Here is a 24475-nt window from a genome sequence, read left to right on the forward strand (position 1 = left end):
TGATGGCAGAGAGGTCACACCCGTTCCCATACCGAACACGGAAGTTAAGCTCTCTAGCGCCGATGGTAGTTGGGACCTTGTCCCTGTGAGAGTAGGACGTCGCCAAGCAAAAACCTAAGTCGTTTCGACTTAGGTTTTTTTGTGTTTATTTTTATTTATCGAATGTTATAATCCATAAATTTAATAACGCTAAAGACGAAAAAAGAATGAAATAGAGACTGTTTAAAATAATAGCAATGATTTTTTGTGTTCCGGATTTTCCTAATACCGCTAAAGCAATACTTAAAATAGGAAACATTATTTCTATCATAAGTATATATTTTAAATAATGAGATGCTATAAATAAGTATTCAATAATTACAACAATTACTGCGATAGAAAAAATGAATAGGATAATAGCGTAGTTCTTTATTTCACGTTTATCCTCCTTAGAAATTAAATCGTTATAATAAAAGTTCTATTGATGTGTAGAATACAAGATTGTACATATTGTGATTTAAAACATACTGAAGTACTATATAAACGATTATAAGTAAATAGATCTCTAGAAATATATATTCTAATTCCCTTTTCTTCTTGCATATAGTTGCAATTCTTCTTTTGAATATAACTAAAACACGAACGTTATTGACTACTAATAAAAAAACATTCGATTATTTATTGACATCGTTTATGAAATATTGTTAATATAGCCATAGAAACAATAATATAAGACCTCATATAATCGCGGGGATATGGCCTGCAAGTCTCTACCTAACGACCGTTATTCGTTAGACTATGAGGGAAAGTCACTCGGTATTTTTCTATTCACAAGGGATACGTATGCCTGAGTAGAGCGCTTTCTCTCATAGTAAAAGAGAAACTGTTCTATTTCAGGCTTTTTTTATTTGAATCGGGGGGATTCTAATATGAAATCACTAGTTGGAGTCATAATGGGAAGTACATCAGACTGGGAAACAATGAAATATGCTTGTGACATTTTAGATGAATTAAATATACCGTATGAGAAAAAAGTTGTATCCGCTCATCGGACTCCGGATTATATGTTTGAATATGCAGAGACGGCTCGTGAACGTGGATTGAAAGTTATTATTGCTGGAGCTGGTGGAGCAGCACATTTACCAGGAATGGTTGCAGCGAAGACAAATCTTCCTGTAATTGGAGTTCCAGTTCAATCAAAAGCATTAAACGGCTTAGATTCATTATTATCCATCGTCCAAATGCCAGGAGGTGTTCCAGTTGCAACTGTTGCAATTGGTAAAGCCGGTTCAACGAATGCTGGATTACTTGCTGCACAAATACTTGGATCATTCCATGATGATATACATGATGCATTAGAATTGAGACGAGAAGCGATTGAAAAAGATGTGCGTGAAGGTAGTGAGCTAGTATGACGAGAATCATTTTACCTGGAAAAAAAATCGGCATTATTGGAGGCGGCCAGCTAGGAAGAATGATGGCATTGGCAGCCAAGGAGATGGGATATAAAATTGCTGTTTTAGATCCTACAAAGCATTCACCATGTGCACAAGTTGCTGATATTGAAATTGTTGCACCGTATGACGATTTAAAGGCAATTCAGCATTTAGCAGAGATAAGTGATGTTGTCACATATGAATTTGAGAATATTGATTATAGATGTTTACAATGGCTTGAAAAACATGCTTACTTGCCACAAGGTAGTCAGTTGTTAAATAAAACGCAAAATCGTTTTACAGAAAAGAATGCAATTGAGAAGGCTGGGTTACCGTTAGCAACGTATAGATTAGTTCAAAATCAAGATCAGCTTACAGAAGCAATTGCTGAGTTATCATTCCCTTCCGTCTTAAAAACGACGACAGGTGGATATGATGGGAAAGGGCAAGTTGTTTTAAGAAGTGAGGCTGATGTTGAGACAGCAAGAGATCTTGTGGATAAAGCAGAGTGTATTTTAGAGAAATGGGTGCCTTTTGAAAAAGAAGTATCCGTTATTGTGATTCGTAGTGTAAGTGGTGAAACGAAAGTATTTCCGGTAGCGGAAAATATTCATGTAAATAACATTTTGCATGAATCTATCGTTCCAGCTCGTATTACAGAAGAGCTTTCTCAAAAAGCAATTGCTTATGCAAAGGTACTTGCGGATGAATTAAAACTTGTGGGAACACTAGCTGTAGAGATGTTTGCTACAGCTAATGGTGAGATTTACATTAATGAATTAGCACCAAGACCTCACAATTCAGGACACTATACACAGGATGCATGTGAAACGAGCCAATTTGGTCAACATATTCGAGCAATCTGTAATTTACCTCTTGGAGAAACAAATTTGTTAAAACCAGTTGTCATGGTAAACATTTTAGGCGAACATATAGAAGGGGTCCTAAGACAAGTGAATAGATTAACCGGGTGCTATTTACACTTGTATGGAAAAGAAGAAGCAAAAGCACAGCGAAAAATGGGGCATGTTAATATTTTAAATGATAATATTGAAGTCGCTCTAGAAAAAGCAAAGAGTTTGCATATTTGGGACCATCAAGAACAACTGTTGGAGGGAAAAAGATGATTAGTCGTTATACACGCCCTGAAATGGGTGCGATTTGGACGGAAGAGAACAAATTTAAAGCGTGGTTAGAAGTTGAGATTTTAGCTTGTGAAGCATGGGCTGAGCTTGGCGATATTCCAAAAGAAGATGTTAAAAAAATTCGTGAACATGCATCATTTGATATTGATCGTATTTATGAAATTGAAAAAGAAACACGTCATGACGTAGTTGCATTCACTCGTGCTGTATCAGAAACGCCAGCACTAGGCGAAGAACGTAAATGGGTTCATTACGGTTTAACATCTACAGATGTAGTAGATACAGCATTATCTTACATCTTAAAACAAGCGAATGAAATTATATTAAAAGACTTAGAGAACTTTGTAAGCATTTTAGCTAACAAAGCGAAAGAGCATAAATACACAATCATGATGGGAAGAACACACGGTGTTCATGCAGAACCAACAACATTCGGTTTAAAACTTGGTCTTTGGTATGAAGAGATGAAACGTAACGTAGAACGTTTCAAACAAGCTGCTGATACAGTTCGTGTTGGTAAACTATCTGGTGCGGTTGGTACATATGCAAATATCGATCCATTCGTAGAAAAATATGTTTGTGAAAATCTAGGATTAGAAGCAGCACCAATTTCAACACAAACATTGCAACGTGATCGTCACGCACACTACATGTCAACACTTGCATTAATCGCAACATCTATCGAAAAGATGGCAGTTGAGATTCGTGGCTTACAAAAGAGTGAAACACGTGAAGTTGAAGAAGCTTTCGCAAAAGGCCAAAAAGGTTCTTCTGCAATGCCACATAAGCGTAATCCAATTGGATCTGAAAATATGACTGGTTTAGCTCGTGTTATCCGCGGTTATATGATGACAGCTTATGAGAATGTTCCATTGTGGCATGAGCGTGACATTTCTCACTCTTCAGCAGAACGCGTAATTTTACCAGATGCTACAATCGCATTAAATTACATGTTAAATCGCTTTGGTAATATCGTTAAAAACTTAACTGTATACCCAGAGAATATGAAACGCAATATGACAAGAACATACGGCTTAATTTATTCTCAGCGCGTAATGCTTACACTAATCGACAAAGGTATGGTACGTGAAGAAGCTTATGATATCGTACAGCCTAAAGCGATGGAAGCTTGGGAAACACAAGTACAATTTAAAGAGCTTGTAGAAGCTGATGAGCGCATTACAAGCAAGTTAACACAAGAAGAAATTAATGAATGCTTCAACTATGAGCATCATATGCAACACGTTGATACAATCTTTGAACGACTTGGATTAAACGAAGCGTAAAATTTCATATGGCACAGAATAGAGTCATTCTGTGCCATTCTTTATAAAAATATTATTCACATTTTTCAAACTACAGGGGGCTTGCGAAATGCAAAAGCTAGAATTGCTGTATGAAGGTAAGGCAAAAAGAATTTATCGTACAGAATCAGCAGATATGGTTTGGGTAGAGTACAAAGATAGTGCGACTGCTTTCAATGGGGAGAAAAAAGAGACGATTACAGGAAAAGGTCGTTTGAACAATGAGATTACAACTTTATTGTTCAGAAAGTTACAAGAAGTAGGAATTAAAACACATTTTGTTGAGAAGTTATCTGAAACAGAACAACTTGTTAAAAAAGTGAGTATTATTCCTTTAGAAGTTGTCACAAGAAATGTAATTGCAGGAAGTCTTTCAAAACGATTAGGAATGGAAGAGGGAACTGTACTTGCAGAACCAATCGTAGAATTTTACTTCAAAGATGATAATTTAGGAGATCCGCTTGTAACGGAAGATCATATTCGTGTATTAAACGTTGCATCGCCAGAGCAAGTAAGCGTATTACGAGATATGGCTCTACAAATCAATCAAGTGTTGATTGATCATTTCGCAAGCTGTCGTGTAAGATTAGTAGATTTCAAATTAGAGTTTGGTGTAACGGAAGAGGGAGAAATCATATTAGCGGATGAAATTTCACCAGATACTTGCCGTTTATGGGATGAAACGAGCAATGAGAAGTTTGATAAAGACGTATTCCGTCGCGATCTTGGAAATTTAACAGATGCTTATGAAGAGATTTTAAAACGTTTAGGGGGAATTTCACATGTATAAAGTTAAGGTATATGTAACATTAAGAGAAAGCGTATTAGATCCACAAGGAACAGCGGTAAAAGGAGCTCTTCATAGTCTTTCATTCACAGAAGTACAAGACGTTCGAATCGGAAAGTACATGGAACTAACAATTGATAAATCTGTATCTGACTTAGATAGCAAGGTAAAAGAAATGTGTGAAAAACTATTAGCGAACGTTGTAATGGAAGACTTCCGTTATGAAGTTGAGGAGGTTGTCGCACAGTGAAATTTGCCGTAATAGTATTTCCAGGTTCGAACTGTGATGTCGATATGTTCCATGCAATTAAAGATGAGCTTGGCGAAGAAGTAGATTACGTTTGGCACGATACAGAGAATTTAGATGAATATGATGCAATTTTACTACCAGGTGGATTCTCTTACGGTGACTACTTACGCTGCGGTGCTATTTCTCGCTTTGCTAATGCAATGAAAGCAGTACAAAAAGCTGCTGAGCAAGGAAAGCCGATTTTAGGTGTATGTAATGGATTCCAGATTCTTGTTGAATCAGGATTACTACCAGGAGCATTAATGAGAAACGAAAACTTAAAATTTATGTGTCGTACTGTTCAGTTGCGTGTTGAAAATAATGAAACAATGTTTACATCACAATATGAAAAAAATGAAGTAATCAATATTCCAATCGCTCATGGTGAGGGGAATTACTATTGTGACGAAGAGACTCTTAAAAGATTAGAAGAGAATAATCAAATCGCATTCCGTTACGTAGAAAATCCTAACGGTAGCGTTTCAGATATTGCTGGTATTGTAAACGAAAAAGGAAATGTACTTGGTATGATGCCACATCCAGAGCGTGCTGTAGATGAATTACTTGGCGGTGCTGAAGGGTTAAAAGTCTTTCAATCTATCTTAAAACAGTGGAGGGAAACATATGTCGTTAATGCTTGAACCAAATCCAACACAAATTAAAGAAGAGCGTATATATGCGGAAATGGGGCTAACAGACGAAGAGTTTGCCATGGTTGAAAAGATTTTAGGTCGTCTGCCAAATTATACAGAAACAGGATTGTTCTCTGTAATGTGGTCTGAACATTGTAGTTATAAAAATTCAAAACCAGTTCTTCGTAAGTTTCCAACGACAGGTGAGCGCGTTCTGCAAGGACCTGGAGAAGGCGCTGGAATTGTAGATATCGGTGATAATCAAGCAGTTGTATTTAAAATGGAAAGTCATAACCATCCTTCAGCTATTGAACCATATCAAGGAGCAGCAACAGGTGTTGGTGGTATTATTCGTGATGTATTCTCTATGGGAGCACGTCCGGTAGCTCTATTAAACTCACTTCGTTTCGGTGAATTACAGTCACCACGTGTGAAATATTTATTCGAAGAAGTAGTAGCAGGAATTGCAGGATACGGTAACTGCATCGGTATTCCGACTGTTGGCGGCGAAGTACAATTTGATCCATGTTATGAAGGAAATCCACTTGTAAATGCAATGTGCGTAGGTTTGATTAACCACGAAGACATTAAAAAAGGGCAAGCGCACGGTGCTGGTAACACAGTAATGTACGTAGGAGCATCAACTGGTCGTGACGGTATTCACGGTGCAACATTCGCGTCGGAAGAACTATCTGAAAGCTCAGAAGCGAAACGTCCAGCGGTTCAAGTAGGGGATCCATTTATGGAAAAACTTCTTATTGAAGCGTGTTTAGAATTAATTCAATCTGATGCACTTGTTGGAATTCAAGATATGGGTGCGGCTGGTTTAACATCATCATCTGCAGAAATGGCAAGTAAAGCAGGAATGGGTATTGAAATGTACTTAGATGATGTACCACAGCGTGAAACAGGAATGACACCATATGAAATGATGCTATCTGAATCACAAGAGCGTATGTTAATTGTTGTGAAAAAAGGTAGAGAACAAGAAATAGTAGATTTATTTGAGAAGTATGGTCTTGCAGCGGTTACGATGGGGAAAGTAACGGAAGATAAAATGCTTCGTTTATTCCATAAAGGTGAAAAGGTAGCTGAAGTTCCAGCAGATGCTTTAGCAGAAGAAGCACCAATTTATCATAAACCATCAAAAGAAGCAGCATACTTTGCTGAATTCCAAGCAATGAAAATGGAAACGCCAAAAGTAGAAAATTATAAAGAAGCGTTATTCGCTCTATTACAGCAACCAACAATTGCAAGTAAAGAGTGGGTATACGATCAATACGATTACCAAGTTCGTACAAGCACAGTTGTTACACCAGGTTCAGATGCAGCAGTTGTACGTGTACGCGGTACAGAAAAAGGATTAGCAATGACGACAGATTGTAATTCTCGCTACATTTATCTAGATCCAGAAATGGGCGGTAAAATTGCAGTAGCAGAGGCAGCGCGTAATATCGTATGCTCTGGCGGTGAGCCACTTGCAATTACAGATTGCTTAAACTTCGGTAACCCAGAAAAACCAGAAATCTTCTGGCAAATTGAGAAATCAGTAGACGGTATGAGTGAAGCTTGTCGCACATTACAAACACCAGTTATCGGCGGAAATGTATCGATGTATAACGAACGTAGTGGCGAAGCTGTATATCCAACACCAACTGTTGGGATGGTCGGACTTGTACATGACTTAAAACATGTAACAACACAAGAGTTTAAGCAAGCTGGTGATTTAGTTTATATAATCGGTGAGACGAAAGCTGAGTTTGGCGGAAGTGAATTACAGAAAATGATTCACGGAAAAATTTTCGGTCAATCACCAAGTATCGATCTAGATGTAGAATTAAAACGCCAAAAACAAGTATTAGAAGCAATTCAAGCTGGTCTTGTTCAATCTGCACATGATGTTGCTGAGGGTGGTTTAGCAGTTGCAATTTCAGAAAGTGCAATTGGTGCTAACGGCTTAGGTGCTACTGTGAAATTAGATGGAGAAGCAACAGCAGCATTATTCGCTGAATCACAGTCTCGCTTCGTGATAACTGTAAAACGTGAAAATAAAGAGGCGTTTGAGAAAACGGTAGAAGCAATCCAAGTTGGAGAAGTAACAAGTACAAATGAAGTAACAATTCATAATGAAGAAAATGAAGTATTACTTACAGCAAATGTAGATGAAATGAGAAAGGCTTGGAAAGGGGCAATCCCATGCTTGCTGAAATAAAGGGGTTAAACGAAGAATGTGGCGTTTTCGGAATTTGGGGGCATGAAAATGCAGCACAAGTTTCATACTACGGATTGCACAGTTTACAGCACCGTGGGCAAGAAGGCGCAGGCATTGTCGTAAATAATGGAGAAAAAATCGTCGGTCACAAGGGGTTAGGTTTAATATCAGAAGTGTTTTCAAGAGGTGAGTTAGAAGGATTAAATGGAAAATCAGCAATCGGGCATGTACGATATGCAACAGCTGGTGGAAGTGAAGTTGCTAACGTTCAACCATTGTTGTTCCGTTTTTCCGATCATAGTATGGCGTTAGCTCATAACGGAAATTTAATTAACGCAAAAATGCTTCGTCGTGAATTAGAAGCAGAGGGAAGTATTTTTCAAACTAGTTCAGATACAGAAGTACTTTTACATCTTATTAAACGTAGTACGAAAGACTCTTTAATTGAAAGTGTAAAAGAGGCTCTGAATAAAGTGAAAGGTGCGTTTGCGTATCTTTTACTAACTGGAAATGAAATGATCGTTGCGTTAGATCCAAATGGATTCCGTCCGCTTTCAATTGGAAAGATGGGGGATGCTTACGTTGTAGCATCTGAAACATGTGCTTTTGATGTAGTAGGTGCAACATACATTCGCGATGTAGAACCTGGTGAATTACTTATCATTAATGATGAAGGAATTCACGTAGATCGTTTCACAAACGATGTAGAACATGCGATTTGTAGTATGGAATATATTTACTTTGCACGACCAGATTCTAATATTGCTGGTGTTAACGTTCATGCAGCGCGTAAAAATATGGGAAAACGTTTAGCAGCGGAAGCTCCTATTGAAGCGGATGTTGTTACTGGTGTACCAGACTCTAGTATTTCAGCTGCGATTGGCTATGCAGAGGCAACAGGCATTCCGTATGAATTAGGATTAATTAAAAATCGTTACGTTGGACGTACTTTTATCCAGCCTTCTCAAGAACTGCGTGAGCAAGGGGTTAAGATGAAGCTTTCCGCAGTAAGAGGTGTGGTTGAGGGGAAACGAGTTGTTATGATTGATGATTCTATCGTAAGAGGAACGACAAGTAAACGAATTGTTCGTATGCTTCGTGAGGCTGGAGCGACAGAAGTTCATGTAAGAATTGCTTCACCACCTCTGAAATATCCATGTTTCTATGGTATTGATATTCAAACGAGAAAAGAATTAATTGCAGCAAATAATACAGTAGAAGAAATCCGCGAAATGATCGGAGCAGATTCTTTAACATTTTTAAGCGAAGATGGATTAGTAGATGCAATTGGACGTCCATATGAAGGGAAATATGGCGGCCTATGCATGGCTTACTTTAATGGGGACTATCCAACAGCTCTTTATGATTATGAGCAAGAGCTTTTAGAAAGTATGAAATAAGAAAAGTGAAAAAAGCTTCTACTTCTTTTGCTGTAGAAGCTAGCTTTTTTCTTAAAACGGCCCGCCCTGGATGGGGAGAAATTAAAAGACGAGGTGTAAATAACGATGGCGAATGCATATAAGCAAGCAGGAGTAGATATTGAAGCTGGATATGAAGCGGTATCTCGCATGAAAAAACACGTACAAACAACTATGAGAAAAGAAGTACTAGGCGGTTTAGGCGGTTTTGGAGGTATGTTTGATCTATCAAAATTTGCATTAGAAGAACCTGTATTAGTATCTGGAACAGATGGCGTGGGAACAAAATTGATGCTCGCTTTTATGGCAGATAAACATGACACAATTGGTATTGATGCAGTAGCAATGTGTGTAAATGATATTGTTGTCCAAGGAGCAGAGCCGCTTTTCTTCCTTGATTATATTGCTTGTGGTAAAGCTGAACCTAGTAAAATTGAAAACATCGTCAAAGGTATATCAGAGGGCTGTCGCCAAGCTGGTTGTGCATTAATCGGTGGAGAAACAGCTGAAATGCCAGGAATGTATTCTACGGAAGAATATGATTTAGCTGGTTTTACAGTTGGGATTGTTGATAAAAAGAAAATTGTAACAGGTGAAAAGATTGAAGCTGGTCACGTGCTAATTGGCTTAGCATCTAGCGGTATTCATAGCAATGGTTACTCTTTAGTACGAAAAGTGTTACTAGAAGATGGAGAACTATCTTTAGAGCGTATTTATGGACGGTTAGAACTACCTCTTGGTGAAGAATTATTAAAACCAACGAAAATTTATGTCAAACCTATTTTAGAACTATTGAAGAAGCATGAAGTATACGGTATGGCGCATATTACAGGGGGCGGATTTATTGAAAATATCCCACGTATGTTGCCAGAAGGAATTGGTGCTGAGATTGAACTAGGATCTTGGAAAATTCAGCCGATCTTCCATTTGCTTCAAGAAGTTGGGAAACTGGAAGAGAAAGAAATGTTCAATATTTTTAACATGGGTATTGGTATGGTAGTAGCAGTGAAGGAAGAAGATGCAAAAGATGTTGTTCGTCTTCTTGAAGAGCAAGGAGAAACGGCTCGTATTATTGGACGTACTATACAAGGAGCTGGCGTTACTTTTAATGGGGGCACAGCACTATGAGTAGATTAGCAGTTTTTGCTTCTGGAAGCGGATCTAACTTTCAATCTCTCGTTAATGCGGTAGAAGAAAAAAGATTGGATGCAGAAATTAGTTTATTAGTATGTGATAAACCAGAAGCACGCGCTGTTGGACGGGCAAATTATCATCATATTCCGTGTTTCGCTTTTTTAGCGAAAGCATATGAGTCCAAAGAAGCGTTTGAAAAAGAGATATTAAAGAAGCTAGAAGAATATGAAGTTGATTATATTATTTTAGCTGGATATATGCGTTTAATCGGGCCGACGTTACTAGAAGCATACGGCGGAAAGATTATTAATATTCATCCATCATTACTACCGAGCTTTCCGGGTAAAGATGCTGTCGGTCAAGCGTTAGAAGCAGGTGTGAAAGTAACTGGAGTAACAATTCATTATGTAGATGCAGGTATGGATACAGGACCAATTATTGCGCAAGAAGCAGTGGTTGTTTCTGAAGGGGATACGAGAGAAAGCTTACAAAAGAAAATTCAGCAAGTTGAACATAAATTATACGTAAATACAGTGAATCAAATTGTTCAGTCTGTGAAAGAAACAACTGTTAACTAACATACAACCAGGGGTGAAGGATAAATGAAAAAGCGTGCATTAGTAAGTGTTTCAGATAAAACAGGAGTAGTAGAATTTGTTAAAGGGTTACTAGAGCAAGGGATTGAAGTTATTTCAACAGGTGGTACGAAAAAGTTACTAGAAGAAAACGGCTTACAAGTAATTGGTATTTCTGAAGTAACTGGTTTCCCTGAAATTATGGATGGTCGTGTGAAAACTTTACATCCAAATATTCATGGTGGTCTATTAGCAGTTCGTGATAATGAAACACATGTAGCGCAAATGAATGAATTAGGTATTCAAGCAATTGATTTTGTTGTTGTTAACTTATACCCATTTAAAGAAACAATCGCTAAGCCTGATGTAACATTTGCTGATGCAATTGAAAATATTGATATCGGTGGCCCGACAATGATTCGCTCTGCTGCGAAAAATCATAAATTCGTATCTGTAATTGTAGATCCGGTAGATTATGATATTGTGTTAGCAGAACTGAAAGAGAACGGTGAAGTAGCAGAGGAAACGAAACGTAAACTAGCAGCGAAAGTATTCCGTCATACAGCAGCGTATGATGCGTTAATTTCTAACTACTTAACAGAGCAAATGGGTGAAGAAAGTCCAGAAACATTAACTGTGACATTTGAGAAAAAGCAAGACTTACGTTATGGCGAGAACCCACATCAAAAAGCAACTTTCTATAAAGCGCCATTCGCAGCAACTTCTTCTGTTGCATACGCAGAACAATTACACGGTAAAGAATTATCGTATAACAATATTAATGATGCAGACGCAGCGCTTAGCATCGTAAAAGAATTTACAGAACCAGCAGTAGTAGCAGTAAAACATATGAATCCATGTGGTGTTGGAGTAGGAACTAATATTCACGAAGCATATACTCGTGCTTATGAAGCAGATCCAGTATCAATCTTCGGCGGTATTATTGCAGCAAATCGTGAAATTGATAAAGCTACAGCAGAAAAGTTACATGAAATTTTCTTAGAAATTGTTATCGCACCTTCGTTCTCGCAAGAAGCTTTAGAAGTGTTGCAAAGTAAGAAGAACTTGCGTTTATTAACTATAAATATTGAAAAAGCGACAAGTGCAAGCAAAAAACTAACTTCTGTACAAGGCGGACTTCTCGTTCAAGAGGAAGATACGTTATCATTAGATGAAAGTACAATTTCAATTCCAACGAAACGTGAACCTTCAGAGCAAGAATGGAAAGATTTAAAACTAGCTTGGAAAGTTGTAAAACATGTGAAATCAAATGCAATTGTTTTAGCGAAAGATGACATGACAATTGGTGTCGGTGCGGGACAGATGAACCGTGTAGGCTCTGCAAAAATCGCGATTACACAAGCTGGTGAAAAAGCACAAGGTAGCGCACTTGCATCTGATGCTTTCTTCCCAATGCCAGATACATTAGAAGAAGCAGCAAAAGCGGGAATTACAGCAATCATTCAACCAGGCGGATCGATCCGTGATGAAGATTCTATTAAAGTGGCAGATACGTATGGGATTGCTATGGTGTTCACTGGCGTACGTCATTTCAAACACTAATAGAGGATGTTTAAAAAGTCCGGTCAAGATAACCTTCGCATGTCGTCGTTGCATCGCCAGTGCGGTACTCATGTAGGAAAGCTACACTCCGTGTCCTCCTGGCAAATGCGCCTAGACCTGCTCGGTGCTCTTGATCCTCCTTTTTAAACCTTTATTGAGATGGATGTTTAAAAAGTCCGGTCAAGATAACCTTTTATTGATATGAAAAAGCAAACTAGGAGCATAGCTTCTAGTTTGTACTTATTTAATTATTGGGGGATGAAATATGAATGTTTTAGTAATTGGCCGCGGTGGGCGTGAGCATGCTTTAGCTTGGAAGTTTGCACAATCTGCAAAAGTGAAAAAGGTATATGTAGCACCAGGTAATGAAGGTATGCGAGATGTTGCAATACCAGTTGATATTGATGAAAATGATTTTGATGCATTAGTTTTATTTGCCAAAGAGAATAATATTGAGTTAACTTTCGTTGGACCAGAAATTCCACTTATGAATGGAATTGTTGATCGTTTTAAAGAAGAGGGACTTCGCGTATTTGGTCCGAATAAAGCGGCTGCTGTTATTGAAGGTAGTAAAGCTTTTACAAAAGAGCTTATGAAAAAGTATGATATTCCAACTGCGGCGTACGAAACTTTTACCGATTATGAAGAAGCAGTACAGTATATTCAAAAAGTTGGTGCACCAATCGTTATTAAAGCTGACGGATTAGCTGCTGGTAAAGGGGTAACGGTAGCAATGACGCTTGAAGAGGCATTACAGGCTGTGAAAGAAATGCTACAAGATGTGAAGTTCGGCGCGGCAAGTAAGAAGGTTGTTATTGAAGAGTTTTTAGATGGACAAGAATTTTCATTAATGGCATTTGTAAATGGAACAACTGTACATCCGATGGTAATCGCTCAGGACCATAAACGAGCTTTTGATGCTGATAAAGGCCCAAATACAGGCGGAATGGGTGCATATTCTCCAGTACCACAAATTCCAGAATCAGCAGTCCAAGAAGCGATTCAAACCGTATTACATCCAACTGCTCAAGCAATGATCCAAGAAAATCGATCATTTACAGGGATTTTATATGCAGGGCTTATTTTAACAAATGATGGTCCAAAGGTAATTGAATTTAATGCACGCTTTGGTGATCCTGAAACAGAAGTTGTATTACCTCGCTTAGAAAACGATTTAGTTGATGTATGTAATGCTGTATTAGATGAAAGTGAGTTAGTGTTAGAGTGGTCAGAGGAAGCAGTAATTGGTGTTGTACTTGCTTCAAAAGGATATCCAGAAGCGTATAAAAAAGGTGAAATTATTACAGGATTAGATCGTTTAGAAGATGCTATTGTCTTTCATTCAGGTACAGCGATGAAGCATGGGGATTTTGTAACAAATGGTGGCCGTGTACTATTTATTGCTTATAAAGCGAAAGACTTACAAGAAGCGAAAGATAGAGTGTACAAAGAAATCGCAAAGATTGAGAGCGATGGCTTATTTTATCGTAGTGATATAGGATATCGTGCGATTGGGCATGAGATTACGCGAAGCTAACATATGTTAGCTTCTTTTTTTATAGGAAATAGAGTATAGTAGGTTGAATCTTTTCAAGAGATTATAAACTATTTGTATCTATATACACTTTTTCTCTACCTGCTTGCATCTTATTTCTCCAATTAATAATAGTAGTATTGAGATGATTAACGTAAGAGCAGCGACAAGGAGTGGGAGGGAAAAACTTTGCATTTTCTCCGCAATAATACCTGTAAAGATTGGACCGATAATTTGGCCAATCCCATAAACACCTGTCGTATAACCAATGATTTTATTACTTTCATTCGGTCTTATTCGTTTTGCTTCTGTAGTTGTTAAAATTGTAATTCCGACGAATGTAGCACCTAGAAGGAATGCACTTAGAAATGCCCCAAAAAGGTTTGGAATAAGGAGTGGAGAAAGTACACTTATAATTTGGAACATATAGGCGGATATAAGAGCTCGTGTTGGTCCGTACTTCCGAGCAACAGTGGACCAAAGGTAACTAGATGGGATGACAGCAATACCGACAATAATCCAGCTACAAGATGCATAGAAGGGTGATAGTGTAATTCTTTCTACAATGGTGACAAGGAAGGTCCCTGTAATAATATAGCCAAATCCTTCGAATCCGTAAGCTAAAATAAGCCAAAATAAATCGTTTTTTCTATAAGATGTAGCTTGTATAGTACTTTTTGGTTGCTGTATAGTATGTCTACTGTCCTCTCTTAACCATTTCCATACAAGGATAGCTAAACTAAAACTAATAAGTCCTAACCCAATCCATGCACCTTGCCAATTCCAAATTGAGTTGAATAAAGGTGCGAAACTTCCAGAGAAAATAATGCCAATTCCAACACCGCTATAAATCATGCCACCTAGCATGACTTTATTACTTTGAAATAAATAATCTAAAACAATACTAGAGGCAAGAACAAATACAATTGCACTTGTGAAACCACCGATAAAGCGAAGGGGAAACCATAAAAAGATATAAGAGGTTAAGCCCATACAAAGAGTTGAAAGAACATTGAAGAATAAACAGTGGTGTAATATTTTTTCACGATTTTTTATCGTCATGAATCCAATAAAGAATGCCCCAAGTAAATAACCAAGATAATTACTGGACGCTAAATATCCAGCGAGGTCATCTTCTATATGGGCTTGCTTTTCCATAAAAGAAATAATCGGTGTGTAGGCGAACCGACTAATACCCATGACAGCTATTAAAGAACATATCCCAGCTATAATCATTTTCCATGTTTTTGTTTCTTTCATATAATCTCCCTTCTTGAAATATCTTCTAATATATATGATAGAGGAATATATATGGGGCGTAAAATACTGATTTTTTATATGTAATATCAAAATTAATGATATGAACGAAGGGATATGAACGAATGAACTTACAAGATTTTGTAGCTTTTTATATGGTCGCGCAGGAGAAAAGTATTTCAAGAGCAGCTATTCGGTTGAATTTTGTTCAATCAAACATAACAGCAAAAATAAAACGGCTAGAAGCTGAATATGAAACACAATTATTTTATAGGCATCGAGATGGAGTTACATTAACACCAGCCGGAGAAAAGTTGTTAACATACGCTGAAAAAATGATTCAATTATTAAATGAATCAAAAAGGCAAGTGAAACATACAGCGGAGCCTGGAGGAGTATTGAAAATTGGAGCGATGGAAACAGCAGCAGCTGTTAGATTGCCCACGATTTTAGCTAATTATCATATGCGCTATCCAGAAGTGGAAATTATGTTGCAAACGCACAATACGGAAGAATTAACGAAGAAGGTACTCTTATATGAAATAGAGGGGGCATTTGTAGCTGATTGTATAGCTGATCCAGCTTTAGAAAAGATAGAAGTATTCCAAGAGGAAATGATGTTACTTTCAAAGCGGAATGTTTTGTGGGATAACGGATATTCGGAATCGCAGTCTTTTATCGTTTTTCAATCAGGTTGTTTTTATAGAAAAGTTTTAGAAGAATGGTTACTATCTGAAGGGATTGTTCCAAAAAAAATAATGGAATTAAATTCTTTAGACGGTATTATTGGATGCGTAAAAGCTGGACTTGGGGTGTCTATGTTACCACGTGAAGTAGCAGAGCAATTTGATAGCCATAAAGAACTTATTCATACACCGTTAGTACATGAAAACAGGTTTATTCCGACTTATTTTATTTATCGGAAAGATAGTGTGAGAACAGCAGCGTTAAGCAAGTTTATTGATAACTTGCTTTGTATAAAAACAGCCCGCTGAAAATTCAGTGGGCTGTTTGTTCATGCATCTTTATCTTTCTTCAATTTTCCTTTTTGCTTTGCCATTTCTCGAAGTAAATACTCGATGTGTGCATTGACGCTACGAAACTCATCATTTGCCCATTTTTCGATGACTGCGTGTAATTCAGGATCAATACGTAATGGAAAGCTTTTCTTTTTAGGCATAATTACTTATAGCCCTTAGTATAGGCTTCCTGTATTAATAACTGGTTGCGCACCTTTATCTGAAACGATGGCAACTAATAGGTTGTTTACCATATTCGCTTTACGCTCGTCATCTAATTCAAGTACGCCTTCCTCATCTAACATATGGATTGAATCCTTCGCCATCTTCACAGCACCTTCAACAATCTCTTTTCTAGCAGCTAATACCGCTTTTGCTTGTTGACGTTGTAGCATCGCATGGGCAATTTCTGTTGCATAAGCTAAATGTGTTAAACGAGTTTCTAATACTTCTACGCCTGCGATTTCAAGGCGCGCTTCTAACTCACGCTTTAATTCTTCAGAGATTTCTTCAGTATTCCCGCGTAACGTAATGCAAGTTTCATCTTGGAAATTGTCATAAGGATATTTTGTTGCGACGTGGCGGATTGCTGTTTCACTTTGAATTTCTACAAATCGATCGTAATGTTCAACACCGAACATTGCTTTTGCAGAATCAACTACTTTATATACAATAACAGCTGCAATTTCAATCGGATTTCCCTCAACATCGTTTACTTTTAATTTCTTACTATTAAAGTTTTCAACACGTAACGAGACAGTTTGACGGAATGCGAATGGAATTGTTAAAAATAAACCATTTTGACGAATTGTTCCTAAATAATTACCAAAGAACGTAATAACTTTCGCTTGATTCGGTTGAACAATACCGATACCTGTAGCGAGAATTGCCGCTAATATAATAGTTAGTGCTGCTCCTACGAAAATTTCTTGTGCAAGGAAAAATACACCGATAGCAGCTAAAATCAAAATTCCAATAATACCGAGAAAACCATTTACATAAAATACTTGTTTTTCTTTCATATGATCGCCTCCTGATATAAAAATGATATCACTTTTATATCATTTTAAGCAAGGGGTATGCACCTAGTTTTCTGAAATTTATTGATTGATATCTTTTATGTACATTTTAAAGTTAGAAATAAGAATATACGTTCTGTTTTATGGTAAAATAAAGAAGACTTAACCGCCCACTGCAGCAGCTAAGTCCCTTTGAGAGCATCTTGCATCGTGACAAATGATTCAAAGCGGTTTTGCCAGGATTATTTCTTCAATCGCTGACTCAATCTCTTTGTCAGAAGCGTCATAACTTCCCTTTGACTTTGGCTTGTCATGAGCGGAAGTTTGATTCACTTCTTCTTTAGCATGTCCTTTTTCAGCAAAATTCATGCCAGGCATTTTAAATGCGCCCATATTCATGTATTTTCCAAATTTCCACGCTTCAACAATAGGGCAGAAGCGAACAATTCCCTCTGCAACTTTCATTGCACCAATCCATAGAAAAATGTTAGACCAAGTGCACCACGGCTTGCGTACAAGTTTAGTTGCACTACATCCGAAGAGGACAAGCCCAAGTGTAATTCGAATTAGAGCGTTTATTGTCCCGATGTTTTGCTTCATTAGAAAAACACTCCTTTTTATGAAAATTGAAATAGTAAATACTACTTCTCTTATTAGTATCCCGTGTGATTTTTGGGATATGTAATCCAACATTTGACGTTGAAAAAGATGTTGGAATCGGCGTGTGTGTCAGTAGCTTTTTTTGTTATAATGAAAGAATGCATAAAAAGAAGGTGAAATTAAATCCTTTTTTTTGAAAAATATTTAATAGCTATTTTAAAAAATCAAGATAAAAACTAACTGTTATTTTAAACAGAACTATAGATATAACTAGAGAAAAGGAAGGGTGTTTTCATGTACGATATTTCCGGATGGAAACATGTATTTAAGCTTGATCCAAATAAGGAGTTAAGCGATGAATATTTAGAAATGATTTGTGAGTCTGGAACGGATGCTGTTATTGTAGGCGGAAGTGATGGAGTTACAATTGATAACGTATTACACATGCTAGTTAGCATTCGTAGATATGCAGTTCCTTGTGTATTAGAGGTTTCTGATGTAGAAGCAATTACACCAGGATTTGATTTTTATTACATCCCAAGTGTTTTAAATAGCCGAAAAGTAGAATGGGTAACAGGTGTTCATCATGAGGCATTGAAAGAATTTGGGGATATTATGGACTGGGACGAAATTTTTATGGAAGGGTATTGTGTTTTAAATCCCGAAGCGAAAGTAGCCCAGCTTACAGATGCGAAATGTGATTTAACAGAAGATGACGTTATTGCATATGCGCGTTTAGCAGACAAGTTATTACATTTACCGATATTTTATTTAGAATATAGCGGTACGTATGGAGATGTTGAACTTGTTAAAAATGTAAAAGCAGAATTGAAACAAGCCAAGTTATATTATGGCGGTGGTATTTCTAATGCAGAACAGGCGAAAGAAATGGCGCAATATGCTGATACAGTAGTTGTTGGAAATATTATTTATGATGATATAAAATCGGCGTTAAAAACAGTTAAAGCAGTAAAAGGAGAGTAGGTGCAGGCGTATATGAGTATGACAGATAAGTTATTAAACGGTTTAAATCCACAGCAACAAAAAGCAGTACAAACAACGAATGGACCACTGCTACTAATGGCAGGTGCAGGTAGTGGTAAGACACGCGTGTTAACACACCGTATTGCGTATTTGCTTGGTGAAAAAGGTGTAGCACCATGGAATGTACTAGCTATTACCTTCACAAATAAAGCAGCTCGTGAAATGCGCGAGCGTATTGATAAACTTGTGGGACCAGAAGCAGAAGATATTTGGATTTCGACGTTCCACTCTATGTGTGTACGTATTTTACGACGCGATATCGATCGTATTGGTATTAATCGTAACTTTACAATCTTAGATTCAGGTGATCAGCTAACTGTAGTCAAAAAAATTATGAAAGAGCGCAATATTGATCCGAAGAAATTTGAGCCGCGCTCTATTTTAGCGGGTATTAGTAATGCAAAAAATGAATTGTTATCTGCGGATAAATATGCAAAAAAAATTACAATGGCTGATCCATATGAAAAATTAACGAGCGATGTATACACAGAGTATCAAAAACGTCTTTTGAAAAATAATTCATTAGACTTTGATGATTTAATTATGACGACGATTCAGCTATTTGAACGTGTTCCAGAAGTATTAGAGTTTTATCAGCGTAAGTTCCAATATATTCATGTTGATGAGTATCAAGATACGAACAAAGCGCAATATCTTCTTGTTAAACATTTGGCAGCACGTTTTAAAAATCTTTGCGTTGTAGGTGACTCTGACCAGTCTATTTATCGCTGGCGTGGTGCAGATATTTCTAACATTTTGTCATTTGAAAAAGACTATGAGAATGCACAGGTAATTTTGTTAGAACAAAACTATCGTTCGTCACAAAATATTTTAAATGCAGCGAATGCTGTTATTGAAAAAAATACGAATCGTAAACCGAAGAAATTATGGACAGACAATCAAGTTGGAAGTAAAATCTCGTATTATCGTGCCGCAACTGAAAAGGACGAAGCATATTTTGTTGCGAAAAAAATTCGTGACGATCTTCAAATGGGGAAACGAAAATACACTGATTTTGCAGTGCTATATCGTACGAATGCTCAGTCTCGTATGGTCGAGGAGATTTTCCTTAAATCTAACATTCCTTACAAAATTGTCGGGGGAACTAAGTTCTACGACCGTAAAGAGATTAAAGATATTTTGGCGTACTTACGTTTAATCGGTAATCCAGATGATGAAATTAGTTTTGCACGTATTATTAACATGCCAAAGCGTGGTATTGGTGCGACTTCTATCGATAAAATTATTAATTATGGTGTGCAAAACGGAATTTCATTAACTGCTGTATTTGATGAGATTGAGCATGTTGGAGTAAGTGCAAAAATTACAAAGGCAGTAAAAGAATTCGCAAGTTTATTACACAACTGGGTAAATATGCAAGAGTATTTATCTGTTACAGAATTAGTAGAAGAAGTTATTGAAAAAACAGGCTATCGCGATATGTTGAAAAATGAGCGTTCTTTAGAAGCGGAAGGTCGTTTAGAAAACTTAGACGAATTCTTATCTGTTACGCAAACATTTGAATCTCAAAGTGAAGATAAGAGCCTTGTTGCATTCTTAACAGATTTAGCACTTGTTGCTGATATTGATCGTGTAGATGAAGACCCAACTGCTGGTGAAGAAGTTATTTTAATGACGATGCACTCAGCAAAAGGATTAGAGTTCCCGGTTGTCTTTATTGTTGGTTTAGAGGAAGGGATATTCCCTCATACTCGTTCTCTTATGGAAGAGGATGAAATGCAAGAAGAACGTCGTCTTGCTTATGTAGGTATTACTCGTGCAGAAGAAGAGTTATATTTATCTAATGCGCAAATGCGTACTTTATTTGGTAGAACAAGTATGAATGCTGCGTCTCGCTTCATTACAGAAATCCCGGCAGAACTAGTGGAATCATTAAATGAAACAGCGCCGAAGCGTGAAAATTCGTTTGGTGCAAAAGGCAGAACAGCAAGTAGCAGTAAAATGACAACGACAACCACAACACGCTCTCGTTCAGCTTTCGCGCGTCCAGCAGCTAAGACGACAGGCGGTGAGCAAATTGGCTGGGCAGTAGGCGATAAAGCTTCTCACCAAAAATGGGGAATCGGTACAGTTGTAAGTGTAAAAGGTGAAGGTGATGCAAAAGAATTAGATATTGCGTTCCCAAGCCCGATTGGTGTTAAACGTTTGTTAGCAAAATTTGCACCTGTGACGAAACAATAGAAAGGAATGAGGATATGTCAAAAGAGATAGCAAAAAAACGTATAGAAGAACTGCGTGATTTGTTAAATACATTTAATTATCAATATCACGTATTAGACAATCCTTCTGTTTCTGATGCGGAATATGACCGTGATATGCAGGAGCTTATAAAATTAGAAGCAGAGAACCCAGAGTTTATGAGTGAAGATTCTCCCTCCGTTCGCGTTGGGGGAACTATTCTTGATATATTTGAAAAAGTAACACATAAGTCACCAATGTTAAGTTTAGGGAATGCATTTAACGAAGGGGATTTGCGTGATTTCGACAGAAGAGTATGTCAAGGAATTGATGGTGCGAATGTAAGATATATATGTGAATTAAAAATTGACGGGCTTGCCGTTTCGCTTCATTATGAAAAAGGACGCTTCATTCAAGGGGCGACACGTGGTGATGGTGTAACGGGTGAAGATATTACTCAAAATTTAAAAACGATTAAAGCTATCCCACTTCGTTTAAATGAAGAAGTAACGTTAGAAGCACGAGGCGAAGCTTATATGCCGAAGCGTTCATTCGTTAAACTAAATGAAGAAAAAGAGCAAAATGGAGAAGATGTATTTGCGAATCCGCGTAATGCAGCAGCAGGTTCAATACGTCAACTTGATCCGAAAATTGCAGCGAAGCGTAACTTATCTATGTTTGTGTACGGTCTTGCGAATGTAGAAGAAAAAACAATTCCATCGCACAGTGAATCGCTTGATTTCTTAGGTGAACTCGGATTTAAGACAAATCCAAATCGCCGTACATGTGAAACAATCGAAGAGGTTATAGCTTATGTAGAAGAATGGCAAGAAAAACGTCCGCATCTTGATTATGAGATTGATGGAATCGTTATAAAAGTAGATGATGTTGCTCTTCAAGAAAGTCTAGGAACTACAGCGAAGAGTCCACGATGGGCGATTGCTTATAAATTCCCAGCTGAAGAAGTTGTAACGAGACTAACAGGCATTGAATTAAGTGTTGGCCGAACAGGGGTTGTAACGCCGACTGCAGAGCTAGAGCCAGTGAGAGTTGCTGGTACGATTGTTCGCCGTGCTTCTTTACATAACGAAGATTTGATTCGTGAAAAAGACATTCGAATTGGTGACTACGTTGTTGTGAAGAAGGCTGGAGATATTATTCCTGAAGTTGTGAACGTTATTTTTGATAAGCGTACTGGTGAAGAAGAAGAATACCGTATGCCAACGCATTGTCCAGCATGTGAGAGTGAACTTGTTCGTTTAGAAGAAGAAGTAGCACTTCGATGTATAAATCCGACTTGTCCGGCTCAAATTCGAGAGGGATTAATCCATTTCGTTTCAAGAAATGCGATGAATATTGATGGACTTGGAGAACGTGTCATTACACAACTCTTTGATGCAGATTATATTCGTACATTTGCTGATTTATATGCATTGACGAAAGAGCAATTATTACAGTTAGAACGTTTTGGTGAAAAATCAGCAACAAACTTAATACAAGCAATTGAAAATTCTAAAGAAAACTCGTTAGAGCGATTATTATTTGGTCTTGGAATTCGCCACGTTGGAGCGAAAGCAGCACGTACATTTGCAGAGCACTTTGAAACGATGGATGAGCTTGTAAAAGCAACAGAAGAAGAACTAAAAGCAATTAATGAAATTGGCGAAAAAATGGCTCAATCTGTTGTGACATATTTTGATAATGAAGATGTATTAGAATTATTACAGCAGTTTAAAGAGTATGGCGTGAATATGACATACAAAGGTATAAAAATTGCAGATTTACAAAATGTTGAATCTTACTTCGCAGGAAAAACGGTTGTTTTAACAGGTAAGCTAGAAGTTATGGGACGAAGTGAAGCGAAGAAGAAGATTGAGGCATTAGGTGGAAAAGTAACAGGAAGTGTTAGTAAGAGTACGGATTTGGTTGTTGCAGGTGAAGCAGCTGGTTCGAAATTAGCACAAGCGGAGAAACATAATGTTGAGGTTTGGAATGAAGAGAGGTTCTTACAAGAGCTAAATAAGTAAGAGGTGCAAACTTACCATGAAAAAAATAGCATTAGCGATATTAAGCCTGGGCCTACTTGTAAGTGGGTGTAGTGCAGGTGCCGACAAAGATGAAAAAGTGGCTGAGAAATCGGGGAAAGCAAAAGAACAATCAGTTGTTCCAAAATACGCTATTTCGGATGAATATTATAAGACGACTATTCCATTTGATGGTGGAAATGCACGTGGTTTAGTGGTGCAAGGGCTAAATAGTCGTCTTGATATAGATGAATTTGAAACAGGATTAATGCGAATTGCAAAAGAATCATTTAATACGAAAGATAATTTTTTAAAAGGCGGAAGTGCTCTAGATACTCAAGTGATACAGATGCTTGTTAAAAGAAAACGTACAGATGCTGAACAAAAGGAACTAGAGGACAAATTAAAAAAAGATGCAGTTAAATTTCCTAATATAGGATTAAACCCTGCATTAGGAACGGGATCCGAATCACTAGAAGTGAAAAATAAAAAAAATCCAATATATATTTCAAATATTTTAGAGCATGATTATTATGTGAAAAAAGGCGATAACAGCGAGGAACGTGTTGGTATGGTAGTTGGATTAGCAATGAATTCTGTTCAATATTTTAACGAAGAGCATGGTTATCCACGTGAAGCTGCCATCCCGGATGAAAAGATGTTAGCTGAAGGGAAAAAAATGGCGCAAGAAATTTTGAAAGTCATACATCAAAAACAACCTGATACAAAAAATATTCCGATAACATTTGCGATTTATCGCCAAGCTCCAAAGTCTTCGCTCGTACCAGGTAACTTTGTTTCTTATGCAAATGTAGAAAAAGGTAGTGAAACGGTTGAAGATTGGAAACAAATTAATGAGAAATACTATTTGTTCCCATCAGAGCAAGCGAAAACAGATAATAAACGTGAAGATCTTGCAAGAGTATCCAACTTTAAGGCAAAACTAAGCGATTATTTCCAAGGCGACTATACAGCTGTTATTGGTACTGGTATGTATAGAGATGATGAATTAAGAGAAATGAAGCTTGATATTCCTGTCCAGTTTAATGGAAAAGCTGAAATAATTGGTTTTACACAATATGTGGCAGGGCTTGTTATGGAATACTTCCCGAATTATATGAAAGTACAAGTAACGATTAAATCTGTAGAACGCCCAGAAGCTATTATTATACGTGAAGCAAAACAAGATGAACCACTTGTGAAAATTTTAGATTAAATATGAAGGCTGTTCCTCTATGGAACAGCTTTTTTTCTTATGTAATTTTGTTATAATTTAAAATGTTGTAAATAATAGGGGTAAGGGGT

The 24475-nt window shown here is 37.3% G+C and carries 22 protein-coding genes, 1 rRNA gene and 1 riboswitch; of the genes, 18 read left to right on the forward strand and 5 right to left on the reverse strand.

Features of this window, described 5'->3' with window-relative positions:
• A 5S ribosomal RNA gene (rrf, locus tag H6481_RS09565) occupies positions 1–108 on the forward strand; the annotation flags it as partial.
• Positions 109–151: 43 nt separating this feature from the next.
• Here the strand turns inward: rrf and H6481_RS09570 are convergent.
• Entirely contained in the window at positions 152–412 is a 261-nt protein-coding gene (locus tag H6481_RS09570) for a hypothetical protein (protein WP_071731348.1), read from the reverse strand.
• Positions 413–696: 284 nt separating this feature from the next.
• Positions 697–798: riboswitch (purine riboswitch) on the forward strand.
• Between the two features lie 110 nt (positions 799–908).
• Between H6481_RS09570 and purE the strand changes: the two genes are divergently transcribed.
• The 12 genes from purE (at position 909) to purD (ending at position 14011) form a co-directional block, all read left to right on the forward strand.
• Positions 909–1394: a 5-(carboxyamino)imidazole ribonucleotide mutase gene (gene purE, locus H6481_RS09575; RefSeq protein ID WP_000839367.1), complete on the forward strand. Its 486-nt coding sequence runs from the start codon at positions 909–911 to the stop codon at positions 1392–1394.
• Positions 1391–2542: a 5-(carboxyamino)imidazole ribonucleotide synthase gene (gene purK / locus H6481_RS09580; protein WP_182811551.1), complete on the forward strand. Its 1152-nt coding sequence runs from the start codon at positions 1391–1393 to the stop codon at positions 2540–2542. The genes purE and purK overlap by 4 nt, the downstream gene beginning before the upstream one ends.
• Complete coding sequence (purB, locus tag H6481_RS09585) at positions 2539–3846, forward strand: adenylosuccinate lyase (RefSeq protein WP_000625682.1); 1308 nt, start codon at positions 2539–2541, stop codon at positions 3844–3846. The genes purK and purB overlap by 4 nt, the downstream gene beginning before the upstream one ends.
• Before the next feature lie 88 nt (positions 3847–3934).
• A complete protein-coding gene (purC, locus tag H6481_RS09590; RefSeq protein ID WP_001170549.1) occupies positions 3935–4654 on the forward strand; it encodes a phosphoribosylaminoimidazolesuccinocarboxamide synthase in 720 nt (239 codons plus the stop codon).
• A complete protein-coding gene (gene purS, locus H6481_RS09595) occupies positions 4647–4901 on the forward strand; it encodes a phosphoribosylformylglycinamidine synthase subunit PurS (RefSeq protein ID WP_000278823.1) in 255 nt (84 codons plus the stop codon). The genes purC and purS overlap by 8 nt, the downstream gene beginning before the upstream one ends.
• Positions 4898–5581, forward strand: coding sequence for a phosphoribosylformylglycinamidine synthase subunit PurQ (gene purQ, locus H6481_RS09600; RefSeq protein ID WP_000666785.1), 684 nt, complete (start codon positions 4898–4900; stop codon positions 5579–5581). Before purS ends, purQ begins: the two co-directional genes overlap by 4 nt.
• Complete coding sequence (gene purL, locus H6481_RS09605; protein ID WP_071731346.1) at positions 5565–7784, forward strand: phosphoribosylformylglycinamidine synthase II; 2220 nt, start codon at positions 5565–5567, stop codon at positions 7782–7784. Before purQ ends, purL begins: the two co-directional genes overlap by 17 nt.
• Positions 7769–9184 (forward strand): amidophosphoribosyltransferase, encoded by a 1416-nt coding sequence (gene purF, locus H6481_RS09610; RefSeq protein WP_000879026.1) that lies wholly within the window; start codon positions 7769–7771, stop codon positions 9182–9184. The genes purL and purF overlap by 16 nt, the downstream gene beginning before the upstream one ends.
• Before the next feature lie 105 nt (positions 9185–9289).
• Complete coding sequence (purM, locus tag H6481_RS09615; RefSeq protein WP_001262441.1) at positions 9290–10330, forward strand: phosphoribosylformylglycinamidine cyclo-ligase; 1041 nt, start codon at positions 9290–9292, stop codon at positions 10328–10330.
• Entirely contained in the window at positions 10327–10914 is a 588-nt protein-coding gene (gene purN, locus H6481_RS09620; RefSeq protein ID WP_182811554.1) for a phosphoribosylglycinamide formyltransferase, read from the forward strand. Before purM ends, purN begins: the two co-directional genes overlap by 4 nt.
• Positions 10915–10938: 24 nt before the next feature.
• Positions 10939–12474, forward strand: coding sequence for a bifunctional phosphoribosylaminoimidazolecarboxamide formyltransferase/IMP cyclohydrolase (gene purH, locus H6481_RS09625; protein WP_000745406.1), 1536 nt, complete (start codon positions 10939–10941; stop codon positions 12472–12474).
• A 265-nt stretch (positions 12475–12739) separates the two neighbouring features.
• A complete protein-coding gene (gene purD, locus H6481_RS09630) occupies positions 12740–14011 on the forward strand; it encodes a phosphoribosylamine--glycine ligase (RefSeq protein ID WP_065481573.1) in 1272 nt (423 codons plus the stop codon).
• 78 nt (positions 14012–14089) lie between these two features.
• Here purD and H6481_RS09635 read toward each other — a convergent pair whose 3' ends face one another.
• Complete coding sequence (locus tag H6481_RS09635) at positions 14090–15268, reverse strand: YbfB/YjiJ family MFS transporter (RefSeq protein WP_098818302.1); 1179 nt, start codon at positions 15266–15268, stop codon at positions 14090–14092.
• 122 nt (positions 15269–15390) lie between these two features.
• Here H6481_RS09635 and H6481_RS09640 point away from each other — a divergent pair, with 122 nt between their 5' ends.
• Positions 15391–16260 (forward strand): LysR family transcriptional regulator, encoded by an 870-nt coding sequence (locus H6481_RS09640; RefSeq protein ID WP_001053119.1) that lies wholly within the window; start codon positions 15391–15393, stop codon positions 16258–16260.
• A gap of 20 nt (positions 16261–16280) precedes the next feature.
• Here the strand turns inward: H6481_RS09640 and H6481_RS09645 are convergent, their stop codons facing one another.
• The 3 genes from H6481_RS09645 to H6481_RS09655 form a co-directional block, all read right to left on the reverse strand.
• Positions 16281–16445, reverse strand: coding sequence for a toxin-antitoxin system HicB family antitoxin (locus tag H6481_RS09645; protein ID WP_182811557.1), 165 nt, complete (start codon positions 16443–16445; stop codon positions 16281–16283).
• 15 nt (positions 16446–16460) lie between these two features.
• The gene (locus tag H6481_RS09650) at positions 16461–17306 is read right to left on the reverse strand and encodes an SPFH domain-containing protein (protein ID WP_000660675.1); all 846 of its coding nucleotides are present in this window, start codon (positions 17304–17306) and stop codon (positions 16461–16463) included.
• 219 nt (positions 17307–17525) lie between these two features.
• On the reverse strand, positions 17526–17903 hold the full coding sequence (locus H6481_RS09655; RefSeq protein WP_000812340.1) for a DUF2892 domain-containing protein: 378 nt from the start codon (positions 17901–17903) through the stop codon (positions 17526–17528).
• Positions 17904–18197: 294 nt separating this feature from the next.
• On the opposite strand from H6481_RS09655, the gene H6481_RS09660 reads away from it, so the two are divergent.
• From H6481_RS09660 to H6481_RS09675, 4 genes are read left to right on the forward strand one after another with little or no spacing between them, the layout of a single operon-like run.
• Entirely contained in the window at positions 18198–18887 is a 690-nt protein-coding gene (locus tag H6481_RS09660) for a heptaprenylglyceryl phosphate synthase (protein ID WP_000272109.1), read from the forward strand.
• A gap of 12 nt (positions 18888–18899) precedes the next feature.
• The gene (gene pcrA, locus H6481_RS09665) at positions 18900–21149 is read left to right on the forward strand and encodes a DNA helicase PcrA (protein ID WP_002094226.1); all 2250 of its coding nucleotides are present in this window, start codon (positions 18900–18902) and stop codon (positions 21147–21149) included.
• Between the two features lie 14 nt (positions 21150–21163).
• Positions 21164–23173, forward strand: coding sequence for an NAD-dependent DNA ligase LigA (gene ligA / locus H6481_RS09670; protein ID WP_023520911.1), 2010 nt, complete (start codon positions 21164–21166; stop codon positions 23171–23173).
• A 16-nt stretch (positions 23174–23189) separates the two neighbouring features.
• Positions 23190–24386 carry a CamS family sex pheromone protein gene (locus H6481_RS09675; protein WP_000717010.1) on the forward strand — a complete coding sequence of 399 codons (1197 nt, stop codon included), beginning with the start codon at positions 23190–23192 and terminating at the stop codon, positions 24384–24386.
• The last annotated feature ends 89 nt before the right edge of the window (positions 24387–24475 follow it).

The sequence above is a fragment of the Bacillus sp. ME78 genome, assembly GCF_903970865.1.
In the GTDB taxonomy this organism is placed as follows: Bacteria; Bacillota; Bacilli; order Bacillales; family Bacillaceae_G; genus Bacillus_A; species Bacillus_A cereus.